Source organism: Methylobacterium sp. Leaf89 (assembly GCF_001422215.1).
Taxonomy (GTDB): domain Bacteria; phylum Pseudomonadota; class Alphaproteobacteria; order Rhizobiales; family Beijerinckiaceae; genus Methylobacterium.
The window spans coordinates 324,961-341,520 of sequence record NZ_LMML01000004.1 but is presented as its reverse complement, the minus strand read 5'-3'; the positions used below and the strand labels follow the sequence as shown (position 1 = coordinate 341,520).

General features: G+C 70.1%; 14 protein-coding genes and 1 tRNA gene. 11 read left to right on the top strand and 4 right to left on the bottom strand.

What is annotated here, in order from left to right:
• Window positions 1–105: 105 nt before the first annotated feature.
• From ASF18_RS02980 to ASF18_RS02970, 3 genes are all read right to left on the bottom strand, one after another.
• On the bottom strand, window positions 106–3,906 hold the full coding sequence (locus ASF18_RS02980; protein WP_056349275.1) for an EAL domain-containing protein: 3,801 nt from the start codon (window positions 3,904–3,906) through the stop codon (window positions 106–108).
• A gap of 309 nt (window positions 3,907–4,215) precedes the next feature.
• A complete protein-coding gene (locus ASF18_RS02975) occupies window positions 4,216–5,727 on the bottom strand; it encodes a HAMP domain-containing sensor histidine kinase (protein ID WP_348271386.1) in 1,512 nt (503 codons plus the stop codon).
• Entirely contained in the window at window positions 5,724–6,392 is a 669-nt protein-coding gene (locus tag ASF18_RS02970; RefSeq protein WP_056212909.1) for a response regulator transcription factor, read from the bottom strand. The genes ASF18_RS02975 and ASF18_RS02970 overlap by 4 nt, the downstream gene beginning before the upstream one ends.
• A gap of 165 nt (window positions 6,393–6,557) precedes the next feature.
• Between ASF18_RS02970 and ASF18_RS02965 the strand changes: the two genes are divergently transcribed.
• The 11 genes from ASF18_RS02965 (at window position 6,558) to ASF18_RS02915 (ending at window position 16,018) form a co-directional block, all read left to right on the top strand.
• Complete coding sequence (locus ASF18_RS02965; protein WP_056349272.1) at window positions 6,558–7,205, top strand: hypothetical protein; 648 nt, start codon at window positions 6,558–6,560, stop codon at window positions 7,203–7,205.
• A gap of 52 nt (window positions 7,206–7,257) precedes the next feature.
• A complete protein-coding gene (locus ASF18_RS02960) occupies window positions 7,258–7,605 on the top strand; it encodes a hypothetical protein (protein ID WP_056349268.1) in 348 nt (115 codons plus the stop codon).
• Window positions 7,606–7,687: 82 nt separating this feature from the next.
• A complete protein-coding gene (locus ASF18_RS02955; RefSeq protein ID WP_056349266.1) occupies window positions 7,688–8,152 on the top strand; it encodes a hypothetical protein in 465 nt (154 codons plus the stop codon).
• Between the two features lie 133 nt (window positions 8,153–8,285).
• On the top strand, window positions 8,286–8,699 hold the full coding sequence (locus ASF18_RS02950; protein WP_056349262.1) for an EF-hand domain-containing protein: 414 nt from the start codon (window positions 8,286–8,288) through the stop codon (window positions 8,697–8,699).
• Between the two features lie 237 nt (window positions 8,700–8,936).
• A complete protein-coding gene (locus ASF18_RS02945) occupies window positions 8,937–9,854 on the top strand; it encodes a branched-chain amino acid ABC transporter permease (protein ID WP_055959172.1) in 918 nt (305 codons plus the stop codon).
• Between the two features lie 90 nt (window positions 9,855–9,944).
• Window positions 9,945–11,243, top strand: a complete 1,299-nt coding sequence (gene livM / locus ASF18_RS02940; RefSeq protein ID WP_056349360.1) for a high-affinity branched-chain amino acid ABC transporter permease LivM — start codon at window positions 9,945–9,947, stop codon at window positions 11,241–11,243.
• A 56-nt stretch (window positions 11,244–11,299) separates the two neighbouring features.
• On the top strand, window positions 11,300–12,172 hold the full coding sequence (locus ASF18_RS02935; RefSeq protein WP_056349356.1) for an ABC transporter ATP-binding protein: 873 nt from the start codon (window positions 11,300–11,302) through the stop codon (window positions 12,170–12,172).
• The gene (locus ASF18_RS02930) at window positions 12,169–12,951 is read left to right on the top strand and encodes an ABC transporter ATP-binding protein (RefSeq protein ID WP_056271855.1); all 783 of its coding nucleotides are present in this window, start codon (window positions 12,169–12,171) and stop codon (window positions 12,949–12,951) included. The genes ASF18_RS02935 and ASF18_RS02930 overlap by 4 nt, the downstream gene beginning before the upstream one ends.
• Before the next feature lie 2 nt (window positions 12,952–12,953).
• Window positions 12,954–13,319: a DUF6867 family protein gene (locus ASF18_RS02925; RefSeq protein WP_056349259.1), complete on the top strand. Its 366-nt coding sequence runs from the start codon at window positions 12,954–12,956 to the stop codon at window positions 13,317–13,319.
• Window positions 13,320–13,405: 86 nt separating this feature from the next.
• Window positions 13,406–14,527: a branched-chain amino acid ABC transporter substrate-binding protein gene (locus ASF18_RS02920; protein ID WP_056212923.1), complete on the top strand. Its 1,122-nt coding sequence runs from the start codon at window positions 13,406–13,408 to the stop codon at window positions 14,525–14,527.
• Between the two features lie 849 nt (window positions 14,528–15,376).
• Window positions 15,377–16,018: a DedA family protein gene (locus ASF18_RS02915; RefSeq protein WP_056271873.1), complete on the top strand. Its 642-nt coding sequence runs from the start codon at window positions 15,377–15,379 to the stop codon at window positions 16,016–16,018.
• A 241-nt stretch (window positions 16,019–16,259) separates the two neighbouring features.
• Here the strand turns inward: ASF18_RS02915 and ASF18_RS02910 are convergent.
• A tRNA-Asn gene (locus tag ASF18_RS02910) sits at window positions 16,260–16,335 on the bottom strand.
• Between the last annotated feature and the right edge of the window lie 225 nt (window positions 16,336–16,560).

Below are 16,560 nucleotides of genomic sequence, written 5' to 3'. Positions count from 1 at the left end.
GAGATGCAAAAGCAAGCCGCCAACCCCGTTGGCCGCCCGCCGATGAACCGGGGTATACGGATCCCCGGATCCCCTGTCAACAGCCTTGTGACAGAAACACGACGTTCAGGCCGCGTCGCGCAGGCCTTCGAGGAACCGACGTGCCTCCTCGGCCGGGAGGGGGCGTCCGAGGAGGAAGCCCTGCGCCTCGGTGCAGCCCTCCTGGCGCACCCGCGCCATCTGCTCTTCCGTCTCGATTCCCTCGGCGGTGATGCTGGCGCCGAGCTGGGTGCCGAGGTCGACCACCGCCCGGACGATCGCGGCGGTGCCGGGATCGGCGATCTCGCGGATGAAGGACCGGTCGATCTTGATCCGGTCGAAGGGAAAGCGGCGCAGGTAGCTCAGGGAGGAGTAGCCGGTGCCGAAATCGTCGAGGGCGATCCGGACCCCGAGAGCCCGCAGGCGGTGCAGGCAGGCGAGGACCGCCTCGGCATCCTGCATCAGCACGCTTTCGGTGATCTCCAGTTCCAGGCGCCGCGCCGGCAGACCGGAGGCCGACAGGGCGGCGACCACGCTCTGCTCCAGGTTCGCTTGCCCGAACTGGACCGCCGAGACGTTGACCGCGATGCGCCGGTCCCCCGGCCAGGAGGCCGCCTCGGTGCAGGCCTCCCGGAGGGCCCAGCTTCCGAGCTGACGGATCAGCCCGGTCTCCTCCGCAAGGGGAATGAACGCTCCGGGCGCGATCATGCCCCGCACCGGATGCTGCCAGCGAAGCAGGGCCTCGAAGCCCTTCACGGCGCCGCTGTCGAGGTGCAGGACCGGCTGGTAGTGCAGGCTGAAGCCGCCCGTGCGCACCGCCTCGCGCATCTCCAGCTCGAGGAGGTTGCGCTGGGTCGTCGCCGCATCCATGGCCGCCTCGTAGAAGCGATAGGTGTTCCGGCCGGCCGCCTTGGCCCGGTAGAGGGCGATGTCGGCGTTGCGGAACAGCGTGTCGGCGTCGGCGCCGTCCTGGGAGCCGAGGCCGATGCCGACGCTGACCCCGATCCCGACCCGGTGCCCGTCGAGGTCGACGGGCTGTTCCATCGCCTCGATGATGCGGCGCGCCGCGAGCCCCGCTTCCTGGGGATCGTCAAGGTCGGCCAGGATGATGGCGAATTCGTCGCCGCCCAGGCGCGCGACGGTGTCGCCCTCCCGGACCACGCTGCGCAGGCGGTCGGCCACCACGCGCAGGAGCGCGTCGCCGGCCGGATGACCGAGGGTGTCGTTGACGGCCTTGAAGCGATCGAGATCGCAGGCCAGGACCGCGAAGCGGCCGCCCCGGCGATCGGCGCGGGCGAGGGCGTTGCTCAGGCCCTCCTTGAACAGGAGCCGGTTCGGCAGGCCGGTCAGCCCGTCATGCAGAGCCATATGGGCGATCCGGCCCTCCGCCAGCTTGCGCGCGGTGACATCCATCGTGAGCCCCACGATCTTCACCGGCTCGTTCGACTCCGGGTCGGTCACGACCCGGGCGAAGCTCTGGAGCCAGCGCGGCGGATCGCCTTCCGGCGCGGCCAGCCGGAACTCGCCGCTGTAGGATCCGCCCTCGGCGAGGCAGCGGTAGACCTGTCCGTACAGGACCGCGAGGTCGCCCGCATGGATGTGGCGGTCCCACGCGCCGATGCCGACCTCCACCGGCCTGTCGGCCGCGTGGCCCGCCGGCACCGGGAGGCCGTACATCCGCGCGCTGTCGACGGAGTGCCGGACGGTGCCGCCCTTCAGGTCCCAGGACCAGAGTCCGGCCCCGGCCGATTCCTGCGCGAGCCGCAGGAGATTCGAGGTTTCCTCCAGGGCTTGGCGCGCCGTCACGATGTCGTCGATGTCGAGGGCCGTCCCGAGCAAGCCGACCATCACGCCGTCCTCACGGATGGGCAGCATGACGAGCTTGTGCCAGCGATAGACGCCGTCGTGCCGGAGGAGGCGGCCTTCCATCTCGTAGGCATCCCCCAGCCGGCGGGCCTCGCTGAAGACCGCCTCCATCCGCGCGGCATCCTCCGGGTGATTGCGGGCGAGGCGGGCCTCCCGGCTGATGCCGATGGGTCCGTAGTAGTCCTCGAACCGCTGGTTGACGTAGGTGGCGGTGCCGTCGTGGAGGGAGACGACCCAGACGATCTGCGGCAGGGAATCGGCGAGCGCGCGGTACCGGGCCTCGCCCAGGCGCAGGGCCTGCTCGGCGGCGACGCGCTCGCTGACGTCGCGCGCGGCGGTGATGGTTTCGAAGGGCCGCCCCGCCTCGTCGCGCACGAGCCGCGTCTGCGCCTCCACCCAGATCCAGCGGCCATCGCGGTGGCGCAGGCGATGGGTGATGCGGCCCGTCTCGGTGCGCCCGGCCCGGAACGCCTCGAGGAACGCGCGCGTGGCGGGCGCATCCTCGGGGTGGAGCGAGGCCTCCAGGGGCAGGCTCAGCATCTCCTCGGGGCTGTAGCCGAGGAGATCGCGGGCGGCCGGAGAGACGTAGGTGCGGACGTTCGCGACGCTGCGCCGGACGATCATGTCGGAGACGGAATCCGCGAGGATGCGATACCGCCGCTCGCCCTCTCGGGTGCGGGCCTCCGCCGCCCGATGCTCCGTGACGTCGGTGAAGGTGTGCAGGATGCCACCGTCGGGCAGGGTCACGCCCCGGACCTCGAGGGTGGTCCCGTCCGGACGCGGCCAGTCGATCCGCAGGGGCGTCCAGGCGCCGGTCGCATCGCGCAGGCGCGGCCGGCCGTCCTGGGCGGTCGGCATCGCCGAAAACTCGCCGCGCTCCGTCAGGTGCGCGAGGATGTCGGTCAGGAGCGCCCCTTCGCGCAGGATCGCCTCCGGCAGGTCCAGCAGTTGCAGGGCCCGCGGGTTGAGCAGCCGGACGCAGCCCTGCGCATCCATCATGATCAGGCCCTGGTCCATGGTCTCCAGGGTCGCGCGCAGGCGCAGGTCCTTCTCCCGCAGCTGCGCCTCGGAGGCAGCGAGGTCGGTCACGTCGAGGACGAGGCCGTAGAGCGCCGTGAGGCGGCCACCGGCATCGCGCTCCACCGCGCCCTGGACGATCACGTGACAGAGGCTGCCATCCGGCCGGACGATGCGAGCCCGCCCCTGGTAAGCGGCGCCCTCGGGCCCGTCGCTCTCCAGGGCGTTGGCGATGCGGGCCGAGACCGCGGCCCGGTCGTCCGGATGGTAGTAGGCGAGGTGGTCGTCGAGGGAAATCTCGCCGCCGGGGGGCATCGGCCGCCCGAAGACACCGCATAGTCCCTCGGACCACGAGACGGTCCGGGCCCGCGCATGGATGCGCCAGTAGCCGATATGGGCGACGGACTCGGTCATCCGCTGGGCCTCGACCACGAGCTTGAGGTCGGCGGCCTTGGCGGCAAGGAGCACTTCTGTCCGCTGGCGCTCCGCTCGCTCGATCTGACTCGCGCGCTGCGCGACGGTGAGTCGGAGGTGGGCCTCGACGACGGTGCCGAGGTCGCGCAGTTGCGCCACGCGGGTCGCGTCGAAATCGTCGCGCGGAACCGTGTCGATGAGGCAGAGCGTGCCGAGGGGCAGGCCGTCCGACAGGGCGAGGGGTACGCCCGCGTAGAACCGGGCCCGCGGCCCCCCGGTGACCAGGGGGCTCGTTGCGAACTCGGCATCGGCCAGGATGTCGGGCAGGACCAGCACCGCGCCGGGCGCCCCCAGGATCGTCCGGTCGCAGAAGGCACCGGCCCGGGAGAGGGTGCCCCCCTCGGCGACGCCGCATCGCGCCTTGAGCGTATAGGTCTCGCTGCCGGCAAGGTTCACGAGGGCGATGGGCACGCCGAACAGAGCGCAGGCTGTCCGGCAGACGGCATCGAGATGCGCCTCCGGCGTACACTCCAAGAGTCTCAGGTCGTTGAGGATGGCCAGACGCTGCGCCTCGACGCTGGAGCTCGGCACGACAACCCTTTCTCACCGACGCACAATCCACGGAAACGCCGCGATCCGCGTCTCAGGACCCCGAAACCGGCAGGCCCCGCTGTCGATGACGGGTCCGAGCCGGCACAGGATGAACATCAACCGGTCTTGCGGACACCCGCGACGAAACCGCCCGATGCGAGACCATGCCGTGCCAGCCTTTCACTTTCCTTTATGCCCGCGACGTCTCGGCGACGGCCGTGCGTTCCTTGGTGGCGCGCCGGCTCGTTTGTCCGGGAAGGCGGCGTTGCACACCGTCGACGTCGGTTCTTCGCGAGACATCGGCGGCCGTCACGCCGGCAAAAGCAACCGGGCACTGAGACCACCGAGATCCGAGCGCGTGAGGCGCAAGCCCCCGCCGTACAGCTCGGCGAGCTCCCGGGTGATCGAGAGACCGAAGCCGTGGCCGGGCACGCTCTCGTCGAGGCGTCCGCCGGGCCGCACGGCGCGGGCGGCCGCCTCCGCGTCCAACCCGGGACCGTCATCCGCCACGGTCACGGCAATTCCCGCCTCCGTGGCGGCGGCCGAGACCCGGACGCGACCGCGGCTCCACTGGCAGGCATTGTCGATGAGGTTGCCGAGCATCTCGTCGATGTCCTGCGGATCGCAGGCCACCGCGAGGCCGGCCGGCAGGTCGAGCTCGAGGGCGAGGCGCTTCTCGGCGTAGAGGCGCCCGAAGGTGGTCCGCAGGTCGGCGAGGGGACCGGCGAGTTCGGTCCGGGTGCGGGTCGCGCCGCCCAACGCGGCGGCCCGGGCGCGCCGCAGGTGGTGGCGCACCTGCCGGTCCATGGCGCCGGCGAGCTCGGCGAGGCGACCATCCGGGTCGCGGGTTCGGTCCGAGAGGGCGAGGGTCAGGGTGGCGAGGGGCGTCTTCAGACCGTGGGCGAGGTTCGCCACGTGGGTGCGGGCCCGTTCGAGGTTTGCGGCGTTCTGGTCGAGGAGGGCGTTCACCTCGCCCACCAGGGGACGGATCTCGGCGGGCTGCGAGCCGGGGATCCGGGGCCGGCGTCCGGCCCGGACCTCAGCGATGTCTCGGCGCAGCTGCTCTAGGGGCCGCAGGCCGAGGCGGACCTGCAGGACGGTGCCGGCCACCAGGCAGAGACCGAGGATCCCCAGGATGGCCGCGAGGGTCAGACCGGCCTCGCGCAAGGGTCCGTTCAGGGCCTTGGCCGGGGCCGTGGCGATGAGGAGGGCCGGCGGCGTGTCCCCCTGGGCGGGCAGGACCTGGATGCGCAGGATCAGGGCTTCGCCCCAGGGGCCGGTCCCGTCGCCCGGCTGGGGGCGGTCCGGGTCCTGGTCACGGGGTGGCCGGGCCGAGCCGGGGCCGCCCGGGATCGAGCCGCCCAGGGCGGACGGGTCCGGCAGGCGCGGGTTGCGCGCCTCCAGGGATTCCCCCTGGAGGGACTCGGCCCGCAAGGTCCTGCCCCCCTGGCGAACCTGCCAGTACCAGCCGGAACGCGGGCGGTCGAAGGGCGGCCCGTCCAGCGCACGATCGAGGCGCAGGCGGTCGCCGGGGCCGCGCTCCAGGCTCGACGCCAGGGCGACGAGCTGGCTGTCGAGGCGGCTGTCGAGCTGGGTCCGGACGAAGCGGTGCAGGACGAGCCCGATGGCGAGGCCGGCGACCAGCAGGGCCACGGTGACGAGGCCAAGGGCGGCCAGGAGCAGACGCCGCTGCAGGGAGCCGAGATGGAAGAGCCCGACGGGCTTCGGGGGCGGACCGGGCCGGTCGGACGGCGCGGGCTTGGCCGGCGGTTCGTGCCTAACCGCGCCGGCGTGCCCGGCAGGAGGCTTCGTCGGGGTCACGCGGGATCGCCCGGGAGCAGGCGATAACCGTGGCCACGCACCCCCTCGATCCGGGCGGGGGCGATCTTGCGGCGCAGGCGGGTGATGATGACCTCGACCGAATTCGAATCGACGTCGGCATCGCCGTCATAGACCCGCTCGATGAGCTGGCTGCGCGGCATCACCCCGTCCTTGTGCAGGATCAGGCAGGACAGGACACGCCATTCGAGGCCGGTGAGCTTCAGGGGCAGGCCGTCGCGCTCGAAGGTGCCGAGGCCGGATTCGTAGGAGAGGGGACCGCAGGTGACGCGGGACGCCCCGTGCGCGGTCGCCCGGCGCACCAGGGCACGCAGGCGGATCACCAGTTCCTCGACCCGGAACGGCTTGACCAGGAAGTCGTCGGCCCCCGCCTTGAAGCCCGCGACCTTGTCGCTCCAGCCGTCCCGCGCCGTGAGGACGAGGACCGGCACGGTTCGGCCAGCCGCCCGCCAGGCCTGGAGGACGGTGAGCCCGTCGCGCCTGGGCAGGCCGAGATCGAGCACCACCGCGTCGTAGGTCTCGGTCTCTCCGAGATGCTGCGCGTCCTCGCCGTTCGCCGCGTGGTCGAGGGCGAAGTTCTCGGCCCGCAGGGCCTTGGCGATCTCGGCGGCGAGCGGCGCATCGTCCTCCACCAGCAGGAGTTTCATGGCGTGGTGTCCGTGGGTGGAAGGGCGAAGGTGGACCGGCGAGCGGCCTACGCCGCGTCGTTTAACGGGGGCTGAACCGTGCGGTTCAGATCGAGTTGGAGGCCCTGACCTAGAACGGCGTCAACCCGAGAGGGCAACCGCCGAACCCCGGAAGGACAGGCCACCATGACCGAGACCGCCCAGACCCCCGCGCCCGCCAGCCTCACCCCGACCCCGAAGCCCTCGCGCCGCGCTCTCGTCGTCGGCGCCATCGCGGCGCCCCTCGCCTTCGGCGCGGTCGGCCTGTCGCTCGCCCAGACCGGAGCCTCGGTGATGACGCCGGTGGCGCCCACGGCGATCTCCGCCCTGAAGGCTTCGGGCTCCATCGCCGCCAAGGGCGACGTCGCCGAGATCTACGGCAACAAGTTCGTGATGCAGGACGGCACCGGCAAGGCGCTGGTCGAGACCGGCCGCCAAGGAGAGGGGGGCGCCCTGGTGAAGCCCGGCGAGGCCATCACCGTGCAGGGCCGGTTCGAGAACGGCTTCCTCCACGCTCTGCTGATCACCCGCGCCGATGGCAGCCAGGTGCGCGTCGGCCCCGCCGGGGGCCCACCCGCCGGAACCCTGGACTGGGCCAAGGACAAGGTGGGCCTCGGGGCGAAGCCCGACGTGCCGGCCCTGACCGCCCGCGTCGAGGCGGCCGCCTACTCCGACATCCGGGTCACCGGACGGGGGCCGCGTCACCTCGAGGTCGCCGCACGCGGCACCGATGGGCGCGAGCGCCAGCTACATGTCGGCTTCGACGGTCAGGTCCGCGAGAAGCGGGTCTTCTGAGCGTCCCCTGCGCCGTCTCCCCCCTTCGATCTCACCCGGCAGGACATCCATCATGACGAAGACCACAGCCCTCCTCGGCGCCGCCGCGATCCTGATCGCCGGCGCGGCCGTCGCCCAGCCGGCCCCGCCGCCCGGCGGTCCGCGCCCCGGGCCGGAAGCCGGCGCTCCTCCCGGCGGCCCCCGGCGCGGTCCCGATGCACCGCCGCCGCCGAAAGCCGCCCATTTCCGCCTGGAGCGGGGCGAGACCGCCGTCGACGTGAAGTGCGCCGACGAGGAACCCATGAAGGCCTGCGCCGACCTGACCCTGCAGATGCTCGACCGCCTCGCCGCGCTGCCGCAGCCGGACGGGTCGAAGACCGACGGGTCCAGGCCAGATGGGGCCAAGCCCGACGCCCGCTGATCCCACCCCGAACAGCGATGCGGCGGCTCCCCGAGCCGCCGCATCCCGACCTCCCTCCTTTGACACAGAGCACCCTATCCTGATGCCCCCAACATGCAGCACGCACGGAACGATCTGGGCCCTGTTCGGCCATCGCCTCGCGATCGAGTCCCCCGAGGGCCGCGTCCTCGTAGATCTCGGCCCGGAGGGCACCAGGGCGCTCGCCCTCGCGGGCGCGACGCTGACGCCGGGCGACGCCATCGCGGTGACCGGCGAGCGGAAGCCCTCGGAGATCAAGGCCATCGCCATCACGGCTCCGGACGGGACGCGGCACGCCATCGCCCGGCCGCGTTCCGAAGACGGCGATGCGGGTCAGGCCGATCCGACGGTCGCCTTCGCGGCACTCCGAAAGGCGGGCTTTCAGGTCGAGGGGGAGGCCCGGCGCAGGCCAAAGCATTTCGAGATCCGCGCCCGGAAGGACGGCGGGTATGTCGAGGCGCACGTCACCTTCGCGGGGGTGATCCGCAAGACGAAGGCCCTGTCCGGGGCCGCCGGGCCGACCGGCTGACCAAGCGTCATGGCGCCGGGCCGAAGGGGGACCACCGGCCCGGACGCGATACTGCATTGCAACAGCAAGCTTTCGCCGCTCCATTTCAGCGTGATAGATCGGCAATCGTTACTGCTGATACGGAGCTCTTCGCATGTCCCATCTGTCCCGCCTCGCCGTCGTCCTGGGTGCCGCCGCCCTCGCGCTTCCCCTGGCCATCCCGGCTTCCGCCAAGGGTCCGGGCGCATCGAAGGTGATCTCGATGGTCGACACCGACAACGACGGCACCATCGACCTCAAGGAGGCCCAGGCCGTGGCCGGCGCCCTCTTCGACAAGCTGGAATCCGACAAGGACGGCACCGTCGACGCCAAGGAGCTCAAGGGCCGCGTCAGCAAGAAGGCCCTCAAGGCCGCCGACCCGGATTCGGACGGCACCCTCGACAAGACCGAGTTCCTCGCCCTGGTCGAGGCCCGCTTCAAGGCCGCCGATCCGGACAACGACGGCACCCTCGACGCCAAGGAGTTGAAGACCCCCGCCGGCAAGGCCCTGGTCTCCCTCCTCAAGTAAGTCCGACCGGTGCCTCGGGCACCGGAGCACGACCCACCTCCCGGGACGGCCCGGCGCTCCCAGCGCCGGGCCGTTCGCGTTTCAGGGTCCGGGAAAGCTCACCCCGGGACTCGCCGCGAGGATTGACCGGAGGCGGCAGTTCAGAACATTCCAGGCTGGCACGCCATTCGCAAACAGCGTCTGCCGATCGCAGACAGCGTTCGCCGATGGCTGCGCCGTCGAAACGAAGGCCGGTTCATGGAATTTTTCGCCCAGCAGTTCATCAACGGCCTGACGCTCGGGTCGATCTACGGGTTGATCGCCCTGGGCTACACCATGGTCTTCGGCATCATCGGGATGGTGAACTTCGCCCATGGCGACGTGTTCATGCTCTCATCCTTCATTGCCCTGATCTTCTTCCTCATCCTCACGTCCTGGCTCGGGCTGACCTCGGTCGCCCTGGTGTTCCTGATCGTGCTGGTGCTCGCCATGATCCTCACGGCTCTCTGGGGCTGGGCGATCGAGCGGGTCGCCTACCGGCCCCTGCGCGGCTCCTTCCGCCTCGCGCCACTGATCTCGGCCATCGGCGTGTCGATCTTCCTGTCGAACTTCGTCCAGGTGGTGCAGGGCGCCCGCAACAAGCCGGTGCCGCCCCTCGTCCGGGACGTCATCGTGCTCTACCAGAACGAGCAGTACACCGTGACCCTGTCCTACAAGCAGGCGATCATCATGACGACGACGGCGCTGCTGCTCGCCGGCTTCTGGTACCTCGTGCAGCGCACCTCCTTCGGCCGCGCCCAGCGCGCCTGCGAGCAGGACCGGCGCATGGCGGCCTTGCTCGGCATCAACGTCGACCGGACGATCTCGCTGACCTTCGTGCTGGGCGCGGCGCTCGCCGCCGTCGCCGGCACCCTCTACCTCCTCTATTACGGCGTGGTCTCGTTCTCGGACGGGTTCGTGCCCGGCGTGAAGGCCTTCACCGCGGCGGTGCTCGGCGGCATCGGCTCGCTGCCCGGCGCGGTCCTCGGGGGCCTGATCATCGGCCTGATCGAGACCTTCTGGTCGGCCTACTTCTCGATCGAGTACAAGGACGTGGCCGCGTTCCTGATCCTCATCGTGGTGCTCATCTTCAAACCATCCGGCATCCTCGGACGCCCCGAAGTCGAGAAGGTCTGAGCCATGGCGCAAGGATCGACGACTCACGGATCGACCATCGGTGCGGTGTCCCCCACCGTCGGCCGCCGCTCCGCCGCGGCCCTGCCGGAGATGCTCAAGGATTCCGCCCTCTTCGCCCTAGTGACGCTCGGGTTGAGCATCCCGGTGGTGGCCTACCGCACCGATCTCGGGCAGGGCACCGGCCTTGAACTCACCGGTCGCTGGGGAGTCGTCGCGGGCCTCTGCCTCGCGGTGTTCGTGCTGCGCCTCGGCCAGCGCCTGCTGCTGGGCGAGGTCGCGCGCCGGCGGGAGGCCCACCGCCTCGCGACCGTCGATGCGGCCCCGGTCGTCGCCCGGGCCGGCCGCGTCCTCAGTCCGCTGACGCTGGCCGTCGCGCTCACCCTGCCGCTGCTTGCCACCCTCGGCTCGGGCGGCCTGTCGGAGGGGCGCTACTGGATCGACCTCGGCATCCTCATCCTGACCTACGTCATGCTCGGATGGGGCTTGAACATCGTCGTCGGCCTCGCCGGGCTGCTCGACCTCGGCTACGTCGCCTTCTACGCGGTGGGGGCCTATTCCTACGCGCTGCTCTCCACCGTGTTCGGGCTCTCGTTCTGGATCTGCCTGCCGCTGGCCGGCCTGTTCGCCGCCGCCTTCGGGGTGCTGCTCGGCTTCCCGGTGCTGCGCCTGCGGGGCGACTACCTCGCCATCGTGACCCTCGCCTTCGGCGAGATCATCCGCCTCGTCCTGATCAACTGGGTCGACTTCTCCGGCGGGGCCGCCGGCCTGTCCTCGATTCCCCGCGCCAGCTTCTTCGGCATCCCGTTCACGGCCGGGGAGGGCGGCTTCGCCCAGACCTTCGGGCTGAGCTTCAGCCCGATGCACCGGATCGTCTTCCTCTACTACCTGATCCTGGTGCTGGCGCTGATCACCAACCTCGTCACCCTGCGCATGCGTCGCCTGCCCCTGGGGCGTGCCTGGGAGGCCCTGCGCGAGGACGAGATCGCCTGCCGCTCGCTGGGCATCGACACCACGATGACGAAGCTCACAGCCTTCGCGCTCGGCGCGATGTTCGCGGGCTTCGCCGGCTCGTTCTTCGCCGTGCGCCAGGGCTTCGTCAGCCCCGAAAGCTTCAACTTCCTCGAGAGCGCGATCATCCTGGCCATCGTGGTGCTCGGCGGCATGGGCAGCCAGGTCGGCGTCGCCATCGCGGCGATCGTCATGGTCGGCGCCCCGGAACTGCTGCGCAACCTGTCCTTCCTCAAAGCCGTGTTCGGCGAGGGCTTCGACCCGAACGAGTACCGCCTGCTGCTGTTCGGCCTCGCCATGGTCTGCATGATGGTCTGGCGCCCGCGCGGATTGATCTCCGAGCGCTCGCCCTCGGTCCGCCTCGGAGCGCGCGGCGCATGACGCTCGCCACCGGTATCACCCGCCTCGCCACGGTGCAGGACGAGCCCCCGGCCGCGATGCCCGGCGGCCCCGCCGACCCGATCCTCGTGGTCGACCACCTGACCATGCGCTTCGGCGGCCTCACCGCCGTGGGCGACCTCTCCTTCAAAGTCGGGCGCGGCGACATCACGGCGCTCATCGGCCCCAACGGCGCCGGCAAGACCACGGTCTTCAATTGCATCACCGGCTTCTACAAGCCGACCGAGGGGATGATCCGGCTGCGCCAGGAGGGCGGCGAGACCTACCTGCTGGAGCGCCTGCCCGGCCACGACGTCAACCGCCTCGCGCGGGTCGCGCGCACCTTCCAGAACATCCGCCTGTTCCCGCAGATGACCGTGCTGGAGAACCTGCTGGTCGCCATGCACAAGCCCCTGATGCGGGCCTCCGGCTTCTCCCTCGCGGGCATCCTCGGCCTGCCGGGCTATCGCCGGGCGCAAGGTGAGGCGATCGCCAAGGCCGCCGGCTGGATCGCGCGCATCGGCCTGACCCACCGGGCCGACGAGCCGGCGGGCGATCTGCCCTATGGCGACCAGCGCCGCCTGGAGATCGCCCGCGCCATGTGCACGGACCCGGTGCTGCTCTGCCTCGACGAGCCGGCCGCCGGCCTCAACCCGCGGGAATCGGCCGACCTCAACACCCTTCTGCGGATGATCCGCGACGAGTACGGCACCTCGGTGCTGCTCATTGAGCACGACATGTCGGTGGTGATGCAGATCTCCGACCGCATCGTGGTGCTCGATTACGGCGTCAAGATCGCCGACGGCACGCCGGACGAGATCCGCAACGACACCCGGGTGATCGCGGCCTATCTCGGCGTCGACGACGAGGAGGTGGCGGCGGTGGAAGCGGAAGTCGGACTTGCCGGAACCTCTACGGGATTAACGGCATGAGCGTCGCGGGCATCAACGTGCTGGTGGACGAAACCCGCGCCCGGATGGACGCCGCGAAAGCGCCGCTGCTCAGCGTGCGCGGCGTCTCGGCCTATTACGGCAGCATCCGCGCCTTGAAGGGCGTCGACATCGACGTGCACGCGGGCGAGATCGTCGCCCTGATCGGCGCCAACGGGGCCGGCAAGTCCACCCTGATGATGACGATCTTCGGCCAGCCCCAGGCGCGCGAGGGCACCATCACTTTCGCGGGGCAGGACATTACCAAGCTGCCGACCCACGAGATCGCCCGCCTGAACCTGGCGCAGTCGCCGGAGGGGCGGCGGATCTTCTCCCGGATGACGGTGCGTGAGAATCTGCAGATGGGCGCGGCCGTCAACGGGGGGAAGCATTTCGCCGAGGACCTCGAGCGGATGTGCACCCTGTTCCCGCGCCTGCGCGAGCGTATCGACCAGCGCGGCGGCACCATGTCGGGCGGCGAGCAGCAGATGCTCGCCATCGCCCGAGCGCTGATGAGCCGGCCGCGCCTGCTCATGCTCGACGAGCCCTCGCTGGGCTTGGCGCCCCTGGTGGTCAAGCAGATCTTCTCCGCCGTGCGCGACCTCAACGCCCGCGAAGGCCTGACCGTGTTCATCGTGGAGCAGAACGCCTATCATGCCCTCAAGCTGGCGCATCGCGGCTACGTCATGGTCACGGGGGCGGTCACGATGAGCGGCACCGGCCAGGCCCTTCTCGACGACCCGCAGGTGAAGGCCGCCTATCTCGAGGGGGGATCGCACTGAGCATGGCCGACGGTTTCAGCCTCGATCTGCGCACCCTCGGAATCTTCCTCCTCATCACCGTGGCGATGGGCGGGGGTGCGGCCTGGATGACCGGCAGCGGGCTCGCCCGCGGCTGGCGGCCGTTCTGGCACTGCGTTCTGGCCCTGCTGCTGATCGCGGCGGTGACGCGGTTCCTCCACTACGCGCTGTTCGAGGACCCGCTGCTGTCGCTGCTGGCTTACCTTGTCGACGCGGCGGTCGTCCTCGCCATCGGGGCCGTGGCCTACCGCTACACCCGCACCGGACAGATGACCCGGCAATATGCCTGGCTCTACGAACGCACCGGACCGCTGAGCTGGCGGGACCGGACGAGCGCGCCGACGCCGTGACGGCGCGTCGCGAGACCACACCGCGTGTTGGCGACCGTGCCGGCGAAGCGAACGCCCGGTCCGGCGCCTCAAGAGGGGAAACGAGCATGAAGTCACTGTTTTCAGCCGGCGTCGCCCTCAGCCTGATGCTGGCGGCCACCGCCGCTCAGGCCGAGATCAAGATCGGCGTGGTGGTCCCCGTCACTGGTCCCAACGCCGCCTTCGGTGCGCAGATCAAGACCGGGGCCCAGCAGGCCATCGCCGACATCAACAAGGCCGGCGGCGTCAACGGCGAGAAGCTGGTGATGACGGTCGGCGACGACGCCTCCGATCCGAAGCAGGGCGTCTCGGTGGCCAACAAGTTCGCCTCCGAGGGCGTGAAGGCCGTGGTCGGCGCCTTCAACTCGGGCGTCTCGATCCCGGTCTCGGACGTGCTGCAGGAAGCCGGCATCGTCGAGGTCAGCCCGGCCTCCACGGCGATCAAGTATACCGAGCGCGGCAACTGGAACACCTTCCGCACCTGCGGCCGCGATGACCAGCAGGGCGCGGTGGCGGGGGCGTATCTCGCCGAGAAGTTCAAGGGCAAGAAGATCGCCTTCGTCCACGACAAGACCCCCTACGGCAAGGGCTTGGCCGACGAGACCCTGAAGGCCCTGAAGGCCAAGGGCGGCACCAACGTGCTGTACGAGGGCATCAACCCGGGCGAGAAGGACTTTTCGGCCCTGGTCTCGAAGCTGAAGCAGGCCAATGTCGACGTGGTCTATTTCGGCGGTCTCTACACCGAGGCCGGCTTGCTGATCCGCCAGATGCGCGACCAGAGCCTGCAGGCGCCGCTGATGGGCGGCGACGGCATCGCCGACCGCGAATTCGCCCAGGTGGCAGGCCCGGGCTCCGACGGCACCCTGATGACCTTCTCGCCGGATGCCCGCAAGAACCCGAAGTCGAAGGCCACCGTCGACGCCTTCAAGGCGATGAACTTCGACCCCGAGGGCTACACCCTCTACTCCTACGCCGCCATGCAGATCCTCGCCGACGCGATGAAGGCGACGAAGTCCACCGACGGCCAGAAGGTCGCCGCCTACATGCACGAGGGCAAGCCCTTCAACACGGTGATCGGCGACATCGCCTACGACAAGAAGGGCGACATCACCCGCCCGGACTACGTGATGTACATGTGGAAGAAGGGCGCCGACGGCTCGATCAACTACGCCGGCAACGAGCAGCCGTAGGCTCCGCCGAGCGTCGTCGCCGATCGGGGCCGGGGGCGCGATCCCCCGGCCTTTTTCGTGCGGAGCCGCGAAGGGGACGGCTCCGGGCGCGACGAACCTGCACACCCCGTCAGCCGGCCACAGCGCCGGGTCGGCTCCGGTTGTCGCAACGGGTCGTGGGCGGTTCTCCGCGTCCGCGCGCATTCCACCCCGACGGAGCAGATATAGCCACAAGCGCCGGAAGACCGACGTCCCCCGTGACGCCGACCCCGAGGGCGGCGTCGACCCGGACCATCGTCCACGCAAGATCGCCTGACGAGCTAGAGACGGAGGCTCCGAGACCTCCGCGCCCAGGCGACATCCCAACGACGGAGCGATGACCGTGGGGCGACATGGCTCCCGGTCGCCGCATGCCAGACCTGTTCTCGCCGAACCCCCGGGAGGGTTAACGGGCCGGTCCGCTTCCGGTACCCCAAGCTGTGCCGTTGGACTGGCACGCCACTTGAGGAGCCTGGATGACCCTAGACGTGCAGCACGATCGCTCTGCCTCGCCGCTCGCAACCGTCTCTCACGAGATCTATCCGTCCCCATTGCCAAGTCCAGAGCATCCGGGCGACGACGCTCCGGTGCCTGCGCCCGATACGCCGACCGCCCCGAGCTTCGAAAGCGACTGTTTCGCGGGCTTCGGCTCCTTCAGCTGATCCCCCAACAGAGTAGCGCTCCGCCTCCGGCAATGGTCCGGGGGCAGGGCGTTGCGGGCACCGCAGGATAGCGGTGACCCAATCTTCAGGCACGGCTCAGCCACAGCCGAGCCCCGTTCCCGCCATGTTCGCCCGCTCTGTGTCGCGGGATTGCCGAACGGGAATGCCCATGTCCTTCCTCACGAACCTGCCCATCGCCGACCTGATCGCCAGCTACGGTTATATCGCGATCTTCGTCGTCATCGCCCTGGAGAGCGCGGGCGTACCGCTGCCGGGCGAGACGATCCTGATTTCGTCGGCGGTCTATGCCGGCAGCACCGGCCAGTTGAACATCGGCCTGATCATCCTGGCGGCCGCGGCGGCCGCGATCCTGGGCGACAATCTCGGCTACTGGGTCGGCCGCCGCTGGGGCATGCCGCTCCTGCTGCGCTATGGCCACCTGATCGCCCTGGATCACGGCCGCCTCAAGCTCGGGCAGTATCTCTTTCGCGAGCATGGCGGGAAGATCGTCTTCTTCGGCCGCTTCACCGCGATGCTGCGCGCCTATGCAGCCGTCCTCGCGGGCGTGAACAAGCTCGATGCCCGCCGCTTCCTGATCTTCAACGGCCTCGGCGGCATCGCCTGGGCAACGATCATGGGCCTCGGCTCGTATTACTGCGGCCGCTCGATCGAGCATGTCGCCGGGCCCGTGGGCCTCGCCCTGCTGGCCGTGGTGATCTTCGGCGGCCTTGCCCTCTGGCTGTTCGTGCGCAAGCACGAGACGCGCCTGCTGGCGGAGGCCGAGAGCGCGATCCCCGGCCCACTGACCTGATCGACGCCGCCCCCCCCGAGACGAACCCCGTCGGCCTCCGAGGCCGGTGGGGTTCGTCGTTCGCGGACAAGTGCGAGAGGCACGACGCCGGAAGAGAGCAGGCTTTACCGAGAACATCGCCGTGTGGCGTACTCGACGAAGGCGTCGAACCAGCGGCTGCGAGGATGCGGGGCAGATCCCAGGATCGGCTCAACCGCTCTAGCTGACTCATCAAGAGTACAGCCAAGTCTTGAAGAAAGATTGGCTCCCCGAGCAGGACTCGAACCTGCGACAAAGCGATTAACAGTCGCTTGCTCTACCAACTGAGCTATCGGGGACCGCGATCGGGGGTCTACACAGCGCTTCGCCGGGACGCAAGAGTGTCTGGACCGGTGATTTGACGATTCCGTCACATTTTTTGACCGGCGCCCGGGGCGTTGCCGGAAATCCTCGCGACCCGGACTGGAGCCGCGTGGAACCGGAGGCGGGGGATCGAGGCGCAGGACCGAAGATGGCCCCACCGAGGCGCGCGAAGGGGGGACGCATCCGTCCGTGCAGCCTAA